Below are 15,001 nucleotides of genomic sequence, written 5' to 3' on the forward strand. Positions count from 1 at the left end.
CTTTTTTTTGATTGCCGCTGGGTGCATAGGAAGACGTTACGCTTGTCATACTAAAGTCAACCATTCATGTTAATCCACAAAAGAAAGGTAGAGCTAAACGTATGAAAAAAGCGAAAATTTGGTTTGCTGCCGGTTTAGTGCTGCTTCTGTTCGGAGTTGTATACGGAGTAATTCAAGTCATAGAGCTCCGACAAACTGCCGAAAAACCGACGACTATAGGAGAAAAAGCTGAATCTGAATCCTTACCACCTGCAATGCCTGTCTTCAGCTCTCAGGTCATCACTTATGGAGCGTTTGGTGATGATGTTTATGAACTACAAGGACGACTGTCTTATCTCGGTTTTTATTACGGCAAAATAGACAGCATCTTCGGTTCGAAAACTCGGGACTCGCTAAAATGGTTCCAATCAGAGTTCGGAATGAAGGTCGACGGTTTGGCAGGGCCAAAGACCAAGCTTAAGCTATATAACGCCACAAAGAACTGGAAGTGGGGGCAAGAAAAGGCTGGAACGACGGCAAAAAAACCTGCAACAACGCCGAAAACACCAACAAAAAAAGAACCCCAATTATCTAATGCAAGTGGGCTTGGACTTTCGGCTAATGATTTAAAAATCATGGCGAATGCCGTTTATGGAGAAGCACGTGGAGAACCTTTTGAAGGTCAAGTTGCTGTTGCTGCCGTTATTCTAAATCGCGTTAAATCACCAAGCTTCCCTAACACCGCTTCAGGCGTTATTTTTCAGCCTGGTGCATTTACCGCAGTAGCCGATGGGCAAATCTATCTTGAACCCAATGAGAGTGCTCGTAAGGCTGTTCAACAAGCTTTGAATGGTTGGGATCCATCAGATGGATGCTTATACTACTTTAACCCTGAAACAGCTACGTCCAAATGGATTTGGACTCGTCCGCAAGTGAAGACTATCGGAAAACATATTTTCTGCATGTGACAGATGTAGAGCCCTGTCGCACCTGGGCTCATATCTGTCATATAAATATCGTTTGACAGAAGCAGCCGGTCGATACGCCAGGTTGCTTCTTTACTTTGGGATGGTATAGAATGGAACTACAAATTTTCACGAGTTAGAGCGTCATCAGTCTCTTGTAAAGGAGTTTTGGGATTGAACAAAACACAATTTGAGCGCGGCAGCGCGGGTAATATCCGGATTCACGTCCTGCCAACTACCAGATTCAAAACTTTCGCAGTTTCATTATTCGCTGGTATCCCGCTTCAGGAGGATACAGTTACAACTACCGCTTTAACGCCGTTTGTACTTCGCCGTGGAACGCAGTCCCATCCAGAGACGATTGAATTCAAGAAGCAGCTTGAACATCTATATGGTGCAGGCTTCGGATTTGACGTTTATAAACGTGGCAATTATCAAATTGTCCAGTTTCGGATGGATACGATTAACGACTCTTTTGTACAGAGTGGGGATTCCTTGCTGGAGAAGACATTTTCTTTTCTAGGGGAAGTGGTAACTCATCCGGCCACAGAGAACGGTGTATTTCGCTCTTCCTATGTTGAAGCCGAAAAGGAAACGGTACGTCAGAAGTTAGAGTCAATCATCAACGATAAGATACGTTATGCAGCAGAACGCTGTATTGAAGAAATGTTCAAGAATGATCCTTATCGTCTACATCCATTGGGCCGGATTGATGATTTGGCTGGGATTACACCAGCGTCATTGTATGAAGCCTACCAGCAATGGTTACGGCAAGCTAGCATGGATTTATACGTAGTTGGTGACACGTCGCTAGCTGAGATTCAAGAATTAGTGGAGTCCAAATTCAATCTTAATCGTTCTTCTGCACCGGATTATGCCCAGACCATCAGTGATATCATTGCAGGAGAAGTTCAGACAGTGGAAGAGGTCCTAGATGTTAATCAGGGCAAATTAAACTTAGGCCTGCGCACTCCGATTACTTATAGTGATGAGAGATATGCCGCGGCCCTGTTATATAACGGTATTCTTGGAAGTTACCCTCACTCTAAGCTGTTCATCAACGTACGTGAGAAGGAAAGTCTCGCTTACTATGCTTCTTCACGGTTCGATGGGCATAAAGGCATCGTTACGATTCAGTCTGGAATTGAGATTGAGAACTATGAAAAAGCGCTCAATATCATTAAAGCCCAGCTGGAAAGTATGAAAAAAGGTGAGATCAGTGAGCTTGAGATGTCTCAAACGAAAGCAATGATTCGTAATAGTCTACTCGAAATTCAGGATTCTGCATTCGAAATGATTGCTTACGATTTCAATCGCGTGCTATCAAACAAGGATCGCCCGGCGGAAGAGTTGCTTCGTCAAGTGGAGAAAGTTACACCAGAAGATGTTGTTGGTATAGCTGGATTATTCCATTTGAATACCATTTACTTTTTGACTGGGAAAAGGGAGGTGTAGCGGGTGGAAGTCATTACTTATGATGCGTTGAAGGAAACCCTATATCATGAAACGATGGATAACGGTCTACAGGTTTACGTGCTACCCAAGCCTGGATTCCAGAAAACATATGCTACCTTTTCCACCAAATACGGTTCGGTTGATAATCATTTCCAGGTAGAGGGTGAGGAAGAGATTTCTGTACCCGATGGTATTGCCCACTTTTTGGAGCACAAAATGTTTGAGGAGCCGGAAGGTGACATTTTTGCTAAGTTTGCTTCACAAGGTGCCTCTGCTAATGCATTTACCAGTTTTGATCAAACGGTATATCTGTTCTCGGCAACGGAGAACATTCCAGCTAACCTAGAGACATTAATTAATTTCGTGCAAAATCCATATTTTACAGATCAGAATGTGGAGAAAGAAAAGGGGATTATCGGGCAAGAAATCGGAATGTATCGAGACAATCCAGATTGGAGAGTTTATTTTGGACTGATCGAAGCCATGTATGAGCTTCATCCCGTTCATATCGATATTGCCGGCACCGTCGATTCCATTGCCACCATCACAAAAGAAACACTATATACATGTTATAACTCGTTTTATCATCCCAGCAATATGTTACTCTTTGTTGTTGGGGGTGTTGATGCAAAGGAAGTGTTTGATCTGGTTAGAAATAACCAGGCGAACAAGAACTATCCTCCTCAAGGTGCGATCAACCGATTGTTCCAAGAGGAACCAACACAAGTGCATGAGAAGCGTAGGCAAATCAAACTACCGGTATCGTTACCTAAATGCTTGTTTGGATTTAAGGATAAGCAGATTGGTCTATCGGGTGAGGCGCTGATTAAGCGTGATTTAACGACGAAGCTCGCTTTGGATCTGTTGTTTGGTTCTAGCACGAAACTGTATCAAAAGTTGTATGATATGGACTTGATCTCTGACAGCTTTGGACATGAGTATAACAGCGATCCAAACTATGGGTTTTCAGCCATTGGTGGAGATACGAAGGACCCGGATGCTCTATTGAAGATCATCACGGAAGAAGTGAAGGCTATGACTGCTTCGGGCTTCCAAGAAGAAGATTTCGAGAGAGCACGGAAAAAGAAAATTGGTGGATATTTGCGAATGCTCAATTCACCTGAGAATATCGCCCATGAATTTACGAGATATCGCTTCCGCGGGGGAGATCTATTCTCCATCCTGTCGATTTATGAGTCCTTGACTCTGGAAGAGGTAAACGAGCGTCTTCGGGAGCATATTGATTGGGAACAGTTAGCCGTATCTCTTGTGGTGAGTCCTTAAAATGACAATACATCATGGGGTGGAGAAGAATATCGGGGAAATGACCGTACTCGTTACCGGAGCAAGTCGAGGGATTGGGGCTCAGGTGGCACTAAGATTTGCCGCGGTTGGCATGAATGTAGTTATTCATTATTTGAACTCACACGAAGCCGCTAATGAAGTTGCACGCAAATGCATGGAATTAGGTGCCAAAGTGTACACAGTAACGGCTGATTTGCGAAGTAAAGAGCAAATTTTGCGAATGCAGGAAAGATTGGAATCTCATGGCTTACGTCCTGATATTGTAGTGAATAATGCAGGAATTTCACATTATGGATTACTTTCAGACGTTGATGAAGATAAATGGGATGAAGTCATGGATGTTAATTTGAAGAGTGTTTTTCTTTGTAGTCAAGTTTTTATGCCGTACATGATTGGGCAGCGGTTCGGTCGAATCATTAATGTGTCTTCGGTTTGGGGAATATCCGGGGGTTCATGTGAAGTGGTCTATTCGGCAGCTAAAGGTGGCGTAAATGCTTTTACGAAAGCGTTGGCTAAGGAATTAGCCCCTTCGGGTGTTACCGTAAATGCCGTAGCTCCAGGCGCGGTAAAGACAGATATGATGAACCGATTTAATGAAGAAGAGCTGAGACTTCTTGAAGAAGAAATTCCTGCCGGACGGCTGGCTTCTCCTGAAGAGATTTCTTCGCTTGTCTATTTTTTGGCTTTACCTGAATCGGGTTACATTACAGGTCAGATCATTAGTCCAAATGGTGGATGGATGACCTGATGTAAGTGATTTATGCATAAATGGGTAAGTGGTATTGGGCCTCAGGGTTGAATAAATGTGTCCTGAGAATCACATATTACAACTGTTGATTTTAAATCTCATGCGCCAAGCGAAGGAGGATTTAATGATGTCAACAGTACTCAAAAATTTCGATACATGGAAAAATTTCTTGGGTGAACGTGTCAAAAATGCGGAACAAGCAGGTCTCAGTGAGGAAGTGATCGCTAATCTTGCATACGAGATTGGTGACTTCCTTGATGAGAAAGTCGATCCGCAGAACGCTTCTAACCGTGTCCTGAAGGAAATTTGGGATGTAGGCGATGAAGCGGAGCGTAAAACCATTGCACGTTTAATGGTGAAATTGGCGAAGAAAAACGCATAGTTTGACACTGAAAAGCTCCCCGAAGCGGGGGGCTTTTCTCCAATTTTTCTCTGTGGCTTGCCTTTCAAATTCTTTTTATATATCATAAAATACGGATTGTTAATTAAATGAGACGTTTAAGGAATAAACATATAGTAATTTCAGGAGAAAAGCAGGAAATAAGTCCTATATTGTCGAAAAGAGCAAGTAGGAAATAGAGAAGGTGTTACGATGAAACAGAAACAGTGGTATATGGAATATAAGATACATAAGAACCGTCCAGGTTTACTGGGGGATATTGCCTCAATGCTGGGGATGCTTGAGGTTAATATTTTGACGATCAATGGTGTCGAAGGGGAAACACGGGGAATGTTGATCGAGAGCAATGATGACGAGAAGATTGCTCTGATCGGCAATATGCTCAGCAAAGTCGATAGCATTACGGTAACTGCTTTCCGAAGCCCACGTTTAGTTGATTTGTTGGCTGTTCGGCATGGGCGTTATATCAATCGCGATTCCGATGATCAGAAGACATTTCGGTTCACAAGGGATGAACTTGGGTTATTAGTCGACTTTTTGGGTGAAGTATTAAAGAGAGACGGACATCAGGTCATTGGTTTGCGTGGTATGCCCCGGGTTGGTAAGACGGAATCCATTATCGCAGGCAGTGTCTGTGCAATGAAGCGTTGGACCTTTGTGTCCTCAACCTTGCTTCGTCAGACTGTGCGTAGTCAATTATCTGAGGATGAAATAAATCCTCATAATGTCTTTATCATAGATGGCATTATCAGCACACTCCGTACCAATGAAAAGCATCATCAATTGCTGCAAGAGATCATGTCTATGCCATCGACTAAAGTCATTGAACATCCAGATGTATTTATCAAGGAAACAAGTTATGAATACGATGACTTTGACATTATTATTGAATTACGTAACAATCCGGAAGAAGAAATCGTATATGATACGTTTACTACGATGTATGATGATGAATTATAGGATCTAAGGATTATTTTTTAGAAAAATAAAAATATAGGGTAGTACCCATATAAAATCAATTAACTGGAGGTGATGGTTGTGTCGGATTTGGGTCAGCAGTTAAAAGAAGCGCGCCTTGCCAAAGGTTTGTCGCTCGACGATGTTCAAGAAGTAACAAAAATTCGCAAAAGGTATTTGGAAGCCATCGAGGCGGGAGATTACAAGGTTTTGCCAGGGAGTTTTTATGTGCGGGCATTTATTAAAACTTATGCAGAAGCTGTAGGTATTAACGCAGATGAATTACTCGAAGAGCATAGCCAACACGTTCCGGCTACGGTATCAGAGCAACAGACGATGGAACCAGTACTTCAAAAGCGTCGCAGTCGAGTAGCGACGGAACGCAATTCTAAATGGTTGTCGACAACGTTGATGTGGTCCTTTGCAGTGTTAATTCTTATCGTTATTTATTTATATTTTACGGTTTGGGGCAATACAGACAAACCAGATGATAAGCAGGTGACAGATCCAACCAAGCTTACTCAAATTGAGAAGGACCCTTTAAATCCAGACAATTCTGACTCCGCTTCTGGAGGAAATGTTCAAAATGGCGATAATACTGAGCCAGAAAAAGGTCAGAATGGATCGGACAACGGAAATACAGGGAATACTGAAAATACAGGTAATGAGGGAACTGACAATGGCACGGATACAGATGTGCCGCAAGACATAACCGTTGTACCTGATGGTAAAGATGGTAGCACTACAAAGTTTAAGGTTCAGAATCCGGGGGGAGCGCCGGTAGAAGTTGTCATTACCGCGACAGGCCGGAGTTGGATGGACATTCGTAAAGGGGATAAGAACGGGGAAAAGCTATTTTTTGATACAACTGCCGATGGCGATGTATTGAAATATGAGCTCGGACCTGAAGGCATATATATTAAATCAGGTGCTTCTCCTTACACGACAATCACTGTTGCTGGAGTGGTCGTGGAAGATGGCAAAAATACGTCTAAGATCCAGTTGAATCTGGATTCGGGTGAGAACACCAATACCGAGGGTACTGTCGAATAAGGGTTTACACTTCAGGGAAGAATAAATTTGCTGGTAGAGATACTAGTAAATTTATTCTTTTATTTTTAGAAGTGAGGTGTATTGTCCATGACACTCAGTTGGATTGTTATTGGTGTGGGTATCGTCGTTGCGCTTATTGGATATTACTTAACCCCAAGTGATTGGGCATATGGCGTTCTTGGATTTGGTTTGGCTCATATTGTGCTTGGAGTTCTGAACATGTTTCGCCATGAAGATCACCAGAAAAGTAAATAATATTAATTTTCAGGCGTTAATAGTAGCTCTTAGCTACTGAACGTCTGTTTTGTTGTTCTAGGGGATTATCTAGCGGTACTTGCCAATCCAAGTGGACAGGGCCTAACATTCCGGCATATAATTAATGGATATAGGAAATAAGGAAAGGATTGTGAAGTATGGCTTCAGAAAGTTCATATGATATCGTCTCAAAAATGGATATGCAGGAACTTGCTAACGCGATCGATCAGACGGAACGGGAGATCGCTAATCGTTTTGATTTTAAAGGTAGCAAGAGTGAGCTTAAGATTGAAAAAGATGTACTCGTTATCGCCTCTGACGATGAATACAAATTGAATGCTGTTATCGATATATTACAGTCCAAGATGATCAAACGGGGCTTGCCAATCAAGAATCTTGATTATGGTAAGATTGAACCAGCTTCCCTTGGTTCAGTACGTCAGCGGATCAATTTGAAGACAGGTATAGATCAGGAAAATGCGAAGAAGATAAACGTTCTGATTCGTGATTCCAAATTAAAAGTCAAAAGTCAGATTCAAGGTGATTCAATCCGAGTTACAGGAAAAAGTAAAGATGATCTTCAGGAGATCATGCAATTACTTCGCAAGGCTGATCTGTCTGTCGATTTACAATTTACTAATTTTAAATAGTTCAGTTATAGGCTTGGTCCCCGCGGTGTAGATCCATTGTGAGGGACCTTGCTTTCTTTTTGACAGCGCCCGTTTCAAAATATTATACTTGTAGAGGTAATGTTTAGACGGTTTTATATGATGGGGGATACGACTCATGACAGAGAAAATGATGATCGCAAGACTAGGGAGTCAACTGAACCTGACTCACAAGCATGATGGAGATTTTTTCGTAAAACATGTTTATGATTTATCGGGGGAGGTTATCCTGTGAATCTGAATCTGCCTAACCGAATCACGCTTGCTCGTATTTTTATGATTCCGCTTATGCTTGTGGCGCTGCTCGTAGATTTTGAGTGGTGGACGCATGAACTGCAATTTGGGAATTATCATCTTCCGCTCAATCAACTGATCGGTGCATTGCTGTTTATTGTTGCGGCAAGTACGGATGGAATTGATGGTTATATTGCCCGCAAACGTAATATGGTTACTAATCTAGGCAAATTGCTTGATCCATTGGCTGATAAACTATTAGTTGCAGCTGTGTTAGTTGCGCTTGCTGCGATGGGTAAATGTGACTCATGGATGGTCATCATTATTATCAGCCGTGAATTTGCCGTGACTGGCTTACGTGAAGTAGCATTGTTAGAGGGTTCTGTTATCGCTGCTAGCAAGTGGGGAAAAATAAAGACGATCACTCAGATTGTCGCCATTTCAGCGTTGTTACTCAACAACTTCCCATTCGAATGGTTAAATATTCCATTTGATGACATCGCGATCTGGCTAGCTGTGTTGATTACGATTTATTCAGGTATCGACTATTTTGTCAAAAACAAAGCACTGTTTTCGTTGTCTAAGGCTTAAGCAATAACTTGTATTTGTGAATTTACAACATAAGGAATCAATAATTTCGGGAGATATGAACAATCTCTTTAAAGTAGTGGGTTTCGTCTTATAGCCCGTATAAGGAGACATGGCTGACATGAAAGCGGAAATTATTGCAGTAGGTACGGAACTATTACTTGGTCAAATCGTAAATTCCAATGCTCAATACTTATCTCAGGAATTGGCGTCGCTTGGTATTGATGTATATGTACAAACCGTGGTAGGTGACAATATAAATCGCCTGTGTGAGGCGGTACGACTCGCTTCATCCCGTGCCGATCTCATGATTTTCACTGGGGGAATTGGGCCTACACAAGACGATATTACGAAGCAAGCACTAGCTTCTGTCCTAGGAAGATCTCTACATATCGACCGGATGGCAATGGATAATCTGGATCGTTTCTTTAAAGACCGAGGTACTCCAATGACAGAGAACAATCGGCGACAGGCTTTGGCTATTGATGGTGGCACTCCTCTGCCAAATGAGACAGGGCTAGCCGTAGGAAATGCTATCGCTGAGGATGGTAAGTTCTATATTGTTCTACCAGGACCACCTAGTGAAATGAAACCTATGTTTCAGAATGAGGCGAAACCATGGATTCTCCAGCACGTTCTGACGAACGAGATGCCGATTTATTCAACAATGCTCAAATTTGCCGGCATCGGTGAATCTTTGCTTGAGACGAAATTGATGGATCTGATTGAGAATCAGACCGATCCTACGATTGCGCCTTATTCAAAGGAAAGCGAAGTTACGATTCGCATCTCGACGAAGGCGGATAGTGAGAGTGAGGCATCAGGCAAGCTAAAAACGATGGAGCAGGAGATCGCTTCTAGGTTATCTGAGCATCTCTATGCGAATGAGGATGTTCCAATCGAGAAAGTCATTATAGATATGATGACAGAGCAGGGGCTTACTTTAGCCGTAGCGGAGAGTTGTACGGGCGGTCTTTTGATGGAGACAATTACTACGATTCCGGGCAGTGCTACCGTGTTCATTGGCGGAATCGTATGCTACTCCAACGCAATGAAGGAGAAGTTACTTAACGTACCGCATGACATGTTGGAGGGTGAGGATGCGCCTGGTGCTGTTAGCGCTGAAACGGCGCAGGTACTCGCTGAGCAGGTGCGGATGATTGTTGATACAGACTTTGGTGTATCCATTACTGGTGTGGCTGGCCCGGGGTATTCTGAGCGTAAACCTGTTGGCCTCGTCTACATCGCTATATCCCGTAGAGGTGGCGACACCATGGTGATGGAGCTGAACCTAAAAGGGAACCGCGATACGATACGAATCCGTTCTGCCAAAACCGTCCTCTATCATTTATGGAAGCAACTTAAAGCGAACGAAGCTGCTAATTAATCATCTTGCATGTCCCCCATGCTAAGATGTATAATCAAGTCACGGAAGAACCGTAGCTAACTGACCCAGTTGTGCTACGGTTCTTTTTTTTATGAAATTTTGTCGTTGAGGGGAGTGAATAAATAAAATTGGTGAATAAGTACGCTACGCATGCCGTTTGATCCTTCGATCGCTGTTGTATTCGGATTATTCGATTAGATTAATTACCATGAGGTAATAATCCGAATACAAAGGCGACCACTTCGTTTCTCCAGATTCAAACGTCCCGCTTCGCTATCTATTCACCGAAGAGCAATATTCACTCCCCCAACTTGGGAGCTCTTAGTAAGGCAGTGTATATTCGATTAGCTTGTCCCCTGTGGGGCCAGCGACTCTATACACAACAGTATTAGATAGTCACTCCACTACAGTCAATCTAAGACTTTGCTCTAAAGTGAGCGCATCCCCTACGGGGCTAGCGACTCCAAGCACAAAGTAGAAGCAAAGAAGCAAAGAAGCACACCAGTAACAGTAAGCACCAATGCAGGAGCACTCAAGTAGAGCGTGCCCGAAGGGCGTAAGCGACTCTACCTCTCAAAGTCACTCGGGTGCTTCGACAGTAGTAGTGCCTGCAGCATGTTTCAACTGGTAGCCCAGGAGCTCCAAAAGTAAGACGTACCCGAAGGGGGAAAAGCGTTCCACCTACCAAAGTAAAGCGTATCCCCGTAGGGTACAGCGAGCAGGAGCGCCTCTATCACTCCAAGTTCCGTAAAAGCGGGAGACCTGAGGGTGCAACCCTAGGGGCCCTCCCTTAAGATAAGGGAGGGTTTGGGTGGGATGTGATCCAGGAAAAGCGTTCCACCTACCAAAGTAAAGCGTATCCCCGTAGGGTACAGCGAGCAGGAGCGCCTCTATCACTCCTAAGTTCCGTAAAAGCGGGAGACCTGAGGGTGCAACCCTGGGGGCCCTCCCTTAAGATAAGGGAGGGTTTGGGAGGGTTGTGACCTATACACGAATGTATGTTCGAAAAAATGCTTGGCAAACGTTCCAAAACAGGTTACAATTACTCTAGGATTTAATCATGAGAAGGATGTGAATTGAATGTCAGATCGTCGTGCAGCGCTGGATATGGCGCTTCGTCAAATAGAAAAACAATTCGGTAAAGGTTCGATTATGAAATTGGGAGAATCCACTCATATGCAAGTGGAAGTTATACCCAGCGGATCTTTGGCATTAGATATCGCTTTAGGTATAGGGGGGCTTCCCCGTGGTCGGATTATTGAAGTGTACGGACCGGAATCATCTGGTAAGACAACGGTGGCTCTGCACGCCATCGCTGAAGTTCAGAAGACTGGTGGACAAGCAGCTTTCATTGACGCAGAGCATGCGCTTGATCCTTCCTATGCTAGCAAGTTAGGTGTAAATATCGACGAGTTGCTGTTGTCTCAACCGGACACAGGTGAACAAGCATTGGAGATTGCCGAAGCACTGGTACGTAGTGGAGCGGTGGATATCATAGTTATTGACTCCGTGGCAGCTTTGGTACCAAAAGCGGAGATCGAAGGTGACATGGGGGATTCCCACGTTGGTCTGCAAGCAAGATTGATGTCTCAAGCGCTTCGTAAATTGTCTGGTGCTATCAGCAAGTCGAAGACGATTGCCATCTTTATTAACCAGTTGCGTGAGAAGGTAGGCGTCATGTTTGGTAATCCGGAGACAACTCCGGGTGGACGGGCATTGAAGTTCTATTCCACGATTCGCCTTGATGTACGTCGTATTGAAGCGATCAAGATGGGTAATGACATGGTGGGTAACCGGACACGGATTAAGGTCGTGAAGAACAAAGTAGCACCTCCGTTCAAACAGGCTGAAGTTGACATCATGTATGGTGAAGGTATTTCCAAAGAAGGTAGTATCGTTGATATCGGTGTTGAGCATGATATCGTGGATAAGAGTGGTGCTTGGTACTCTTATTCCGGAGAACGGCTGGGCCAAGGACGCGAGAACGCGAAACAATATTTGAAGGATCATCCAGAGATTGCGGACCTCATTGAGCAGAAAATTCGCGAGGTCAGCAATTTGACAACGACGGTTCCTCCGACTTCTGAAGCGGACCTGGAGCAGGAATTGAAGGAAGAGCAAGAGCTTCTCGAAGATTAATATATTTTGGAAGTAGTTGATCGCTCTGATTCCCGGCGGATGTTCGCCGGGACAGAGCGTTTTTGGTATAGACGGGGATATTTTTTAATAAATCAACATTAATTAAGAAGCAAAGGAGCGGGCGGGGTGGATCATCGATATGAGAGCTGGGAGAAGCGAGGACGACAGGATAGAACAAGAGCTGGAGGCGGTCGTGAGAACGAGGTTGTTGATATCTCGGATGAAAGTTCTTGGGGCCAAGGTTCTGAGAATCCGAAACAGGAAGAAAGTGGACTATCTACTTTTCCGGAAAACATAGATCTGACGATTACTTCTGTTCAACTTCTTAAACGACCGAAATTCCGTTATCGGATCTTCTTTGGTCCATATGCGCTTGATGTTCATGAAGATGTAATGATTAGATACCGGATGATCCAGGGGGCTATTTTTACCAAGAACGATTTAGAAGAGATTGTATCAGCAGATGAGCGGCAGCGAGGATATGCCGATGCTCTACTCTATTTGAGTCGAAAGCCGCGTACTGCACATGAGATCTCGCTCCGGCTTGCTGAAAAAGGCTGGAGCCCCGAAACGATCAAGGAAGTGATTGAACGTCTTGCGAGCGAAGGCTTTATTGATGATGCCGCTTACGCGCTAGAATGGGCCGGGCAGCGGGTTAAGAATCGGGGCAAGGGCAAGCTGTGGGTAAGACATGAACTGCGTCAGAAGGGCGTCTCCAAGCCTCTCATAGAGGAAGCGCTTAACGAAGTGAGTGAAGAGGATGAATTCGACAGCGCATTACAACTGGGTGCGAAGAAATGGAGAGCGACGAAGGGAGAAACGTTAGATCGGAAACGCAAGACTGGAGCGTTTTTAATGCGACGCGGTTACTCTGGAGGGTTAGTTTCTAAGGTGATTAGTGAATTGTGTCTGAGAGATGGAGTAGATGGATTAGAAGACTGGGAAGACTTATAGGACCAAAAGACGACTTATCTTGTCATTTGCTTGACAACTTCTTTCGTCAAATAATAAAATGAGTATGAATCTATATTTAATGGAGTCTTTTTTCCTTCCAAAATTATGGCTCTATAGAGATTCTGTTCGCCTATCATGAAGGTCTGACTTCCGTACTTTTGCGGAAATATCGTGCATTTGCATGAACAGCCTACCTGAATCGGCCTGTAATCGATTCTTAGTATGATGATGAATGAGTTAATTACAAATTGGAACAATCCCAAGGAATACCTTGGAGGAATCAGCGAGGGGGTGAACAGATGCCATCAACAGTAATCTGGATCGTTCTCGTTGTAGCCGCTTTATTCTTGGGGTTCGTGGTCGGGTATTTTATTCGCAAATCTCTTGCGGAAGCTAAAATTTCCAGTGCAGAACATGCTGCCAGTCAAATCTTGGAGGGTGCCAAGAGAGACGCAGAAGCACTGAAAAAAGAAACAGTTCTAGAAGCCAAAGATGAGATTCATAGGCTCAGAACTGAAGCTGATAAGGACATTCGTGAACGTCGAAATGAAACTCAACGGCAGGAAAGACGATTGTTGCAAAAAGAAGAGTCGCTGGATAAAAAATTAGATTCACTTGAACGCAAAGAAGAGCAAGTGGCAGGCAAAGAGAAACGTATCGAAGAAACACAACAACAAATTGACCTGATTTACAAGAGCCAGGTTCAGGAACTGGAACGCATTTCGAATTTAAGCATGGAAGATGCTCGTACCATTATTCTTAACAATGTGGAGCAAGAAGTTCGCCATGAATCGGCGCAATTGATCAAAGATATTGAGCAGCAAGCGAAAGAAGAAGCGGACAAGAAATCTCGTGAGATCATTACACTTGCCATCCAACGCTGTGCAGCGGATCATGTAGCTGAGACTACGGTGTCAGTGGTAACGTTGCCTAACGAAGAGATGAAGGGACGGATTATCGGACGTGAGGGACGTAATATACGGGCTCTTGAGACGTTAACCGGTATTGATCTTATTATCGACGATACACCGGAAGCGGTTATTTTGTCGGGATTTGACCCTATTCGTCGTGAAATTGCTCGTACTGCCTTGGAGAAATTAGTTGCAGACGGACGGATTCACCCAGCGCGGATTGAGGAAATGGTTGAGAAATCTCGTCGCGAAGTTGATGAACGCATTCGTGAGTATGGGGAGCAAGCTACTTTTGAAGTTGGCGTACACGCGTTGCATCCTGACTTGATCAAGATTTTGGGACGACTCAAGTTCCGGACAAGCTATGGTCAGAACGTGCTGAAGCATTCAATGGAAGTCGCTTATTTGACTGGTCTTATGGCCGCGGAACTGGGCGAAGACATCGTGCTTGCAAAACGCGCAGGTCTATTGCATGACATTGGTAAAGCGCTTGATCATGATGTGGAAGGTTCACATGTTGAAATTGGCGTGGAACTAGCGAAGAAGTACAAAGAGCATCCAGTGGTTATTAACAGTATCGCATCCCATCACGGGGACTGTGAAGCCACTTCCGTTATCGCGATGTTGGTAGGTGCAGCCGATGCATTATCGGCAGCAAGACCAGGAGCGAGACGTGAAACGTTAGAAACGTATATCCGGCGTCTGGAGAAGCTTGAGGAAATTTCTGAATCATTTGAGGGCGTTGAGAAATCATTTGCCATTCAAGCGGGCCGTGAAGTTCGGGTTATGGTTCAGCCTGATAAGATCGATGATGCAGAAGCATTCCGTCTTGCAAGAGATATTACGAAGACAATTGAAAGTGAACTGGATTATCCTGGTCATATCAAGGTTACCGTCATTCGTGAAACACGGGCGGTTGAATACGCTAAGTAAATGGTATAATAAAAAGTGGCCCCTTGAGGGCCGCTTTTTCATTTTGGCCAAAGTGGCTATAATTATAAAG

The 15,001-nt window shown here is 44.0% G+C and carries 14 protein-coding genes; all 14 read left to right on the forward strand.

Going from position 1 to position 15,001, the window contains the following annotated elements:
* Window positions 1-101: 101 nt before the first annotated feature.
* Complete coding sequence (gene sleB / locus IEW05_RS06835; RefSeq protein ID WP_188537060.1) at window positions 102-947, forward strand: spore cortex-lytic enzyme; 846 nt, start codon at window positions 102-104, stop codon at window positions 945-947.
* Window positions 948-1,118: 171 nt separating this feature from the next.
* Window positions 1,119-2,399, forward strand: a complete 1,281-nt coding sequence (gene yfmF / locus IEW05_RS06840) for an EF-P 5-aminopentanol modification-associated protein YfmF (RefSeq protein ID WP_188537062.1) — start codon at window positions 1,119-1,121, stop codon at window positions 2,397-2,399.
* Between the two features lie 3 nt (window positions 2,400-2,402).
* Window positions 2,403-3,683 carry an EF-P 5-aminopentanol modification-associated protein YfmH gene (gene yfmH, locus IEW05_RS06845; protein WP_188537064.1) on the forward strand — a complete coding sequence of 427 codons (1,281 nt, stop codon included), beginning with the start codon at window positions 2,403-2,405 and terminating at the stop codon, window positions 3,681-3,683.
* Window position 3,684: 1 nt separating this feature from the next.
* Window positions 3,685-4,452: an elongation factor P 5-aminopentanone reductase gene (ymfI, locus tag IEW05_RS06850; protein ID WP_188537066.1), complete on the forward strand. Its 768-nt coding sequence runs from the start codon at window positions 3,685-3,687 to the stop codon at window positions 4,450-4,452.
* A gap of 127 nt (window positions 4,453-4,579) precedes the next feature.
* Window positions 4,580-4,834, forward strand: a complete 255-nt coding sequence (locus IEW05_RS06855) for a DUF3243 domain-containing protein (RefSeq protein WP_188540758.1) — start codon at window positions 4,580-4,582, stop codon at window positions 4,832-4,834.
* A gap of 210 nt (window positions 4,835-5,044) precedes the next feature.
* The gene (locus tag IEW05_RS06860; RefSeq protein ID WP_188537068.1) at window positions 5,045-5,812 is read left to right on the forward strand and encodes a DUF3388 domain-containing protein; all 768 of its coding nucleotides are present in this window, start codon (window positions 5,045-5,047) and stop codon (window positions 5,810-5,812) included.
* Window positions 5,813-5,890: 78 nt separating this feature from the next.
* Window positions 5,891-6,862, forward strand: coding sequence for a helix-turn-helix domain-containing protein (locus IEW05_RS06865; protein WP_188537070.1), 972 nt, complete (start codon window positions 5,891-5,893; stop codon window positions 6,860-6,862).
* 87 nt (window positions 6,863-6,949) lie between these two features.
* Window positions 6,950-7,117, forward strand: coding sequence for a hypothetical protein (locus tag IEW05_RS06870; RefSeq protein WP_188537072.1), 168 nt, complete (start codon window positions 6,950-6,952; stop codon window positions 7,115-7,117).
* Between the two features lie 158 nt (window positions 7,118-7,275).
* On the forward strand, window positions 7,276-7,767 hold the full coding sequence (locus tag IEW05_RS06875; protein WP_188537074.1) for a YajQ family cyclic di-GMP-binding protein: 492 nt from the start codon (window positions 7,276-7,278) through the stop codon (window positions 7,765-7,767).
* Window positions 7,768-8,022: 255 nt separating this feature from the next.
* Window positions 8,023-8,610, forward strand: coding sequence for a CDP-diacylglycerol--glycerol-3-phosphate 3-phosphatidyltransferase (gene pgsA / locus IEW05_RS06880; RefSeq protein WP_188540759.1), 588 nt, complete (start codon window positions 8,023-8,025; stop codon window positions 8,608-8,610).
* A 118-nt stretch (window positions 8,611-8,728) separates the two neighbouring features.
* Window positions 8,729-9,994, forward strand: a complete 1,266-nt coding sequence (locus IEW05_RS06885) for a competence/damage-inducible protein A (RefSeq protein WP_188537076.1) — start codon at window positions 8,729-8,731, stop codon at window positions 9,992-9,994.
* Window positions 9,995-11,074: 1,080 nt separating this feature from the next.
* Window positions 11,075-12,133: a recombinase RecA gene (recA, locus tag IEW05_RS06890; protein WP_188537077.1), complete on the forward strand. Its 1,059-nt coding sequence runs from the start codon at window positions 11,075-11,077 to the stop codon at window positions 12,131-12,133.
* 126 nt (window positions 12,134-12,259) lie between these two features.
* On the forward strand, window positions 12,260-13,087 hold the full coding sequence (locus IEW05_RS06895; protein WP_188537079.1) for a regulatory protein RecX: 828 nt from the start codon (window positions 12,260-12,262) through the stop codon (window positions 13,085-13,087).
* A gap of 299 nt (window positions 13,088-13,386) precedes the next feature.
* A complete protein-coding gene (rny, locus tag IEW05_RS06900) occupies window positions 13,387-14,931 on the forward strand; it encodes a ribonuclease Y (RefSeq protein WP_188537081.1) in 1,545 nt (514 codons plus the stop codon).
* Window positions 14,932-15,001 lie beyond the last annotated feature (70 nt).

It is taken from the genome of Paenibacillus segetis, from assembly GCF_014639155.1.
Lineage (GTDB): Bacteria > Bacillota > Bacilli > Paenibacillales > Paenibacillaceae > Fontibacillus > Fontibacillus segetis.

What these genes read in the sequence shown, in the direction of transcription:
- rny (WP_188537081.1), top strand. Translation starts at nt 13,387, where the DNA reads ATGCCATCAACAGTAATCTGGATCGTTCTCGTTGTAGCCGCTTTATTC.
- IEW05_RS06885 (WP_188537076.1), top strand. Translation starts at nt 8,729, where the DNA reads ATGAAAGCGGAAATTATTGCAGTAGGTACGGAACTATTACTTGGTCAA.
- sleB (WP_188537060.1), top strand. Translation starts at nt 102, where the DNA reads ATGAAAAAAGCGAAAATTTGGTTTGCTGCCGGTTTAGTGCTGCTTCTG.
- IEW05_RS06870 (WP_188537072.1), top strand. Translation starts at nt 6,950, where the DNA reads ATGACACTCAGTTGGATTGTTATTGGTGTGGGTATCGTCGTTGCGCTT.
- IEW05_RS06860 (WP_188537068.1), top strand. Translation starts at nt 5,045, where the DNA reads ATGAAACAGAAACAGTGGTATATGGAATATAAGATACATAAGAACCGT.
- recA (WP_188537077.1), top strand. Translation starts at nt 11,075, where the DNA reads ATGTCAGATCGTCGTGCAGCGCTGGATATGGCGCTTCGTCAAATAGAA.
- IEW05_RS06855 (WP_188540758.1), top strand. Translation starts at nt 4,580, where the DNA reads ATGTCAACAGTACTCAAAAATTTCGATACATGGAAAAATTTCTTGGGT.
- ymfI (WP_188537066.1), top strand. Translation starts at nt 3,685, where the DNA reads ATGACAATACATCATGGGGTGGAGAAGAATATCGGGGAAATGACCGTA.
- IEW05_RS06875 (WP_188537074.1), top strand. Translation starts at nt 7,276, where the DNA reads ATGGCTTCAGAAAGTTCATATGATATCGTCTCAAAAATGGATATGCAG.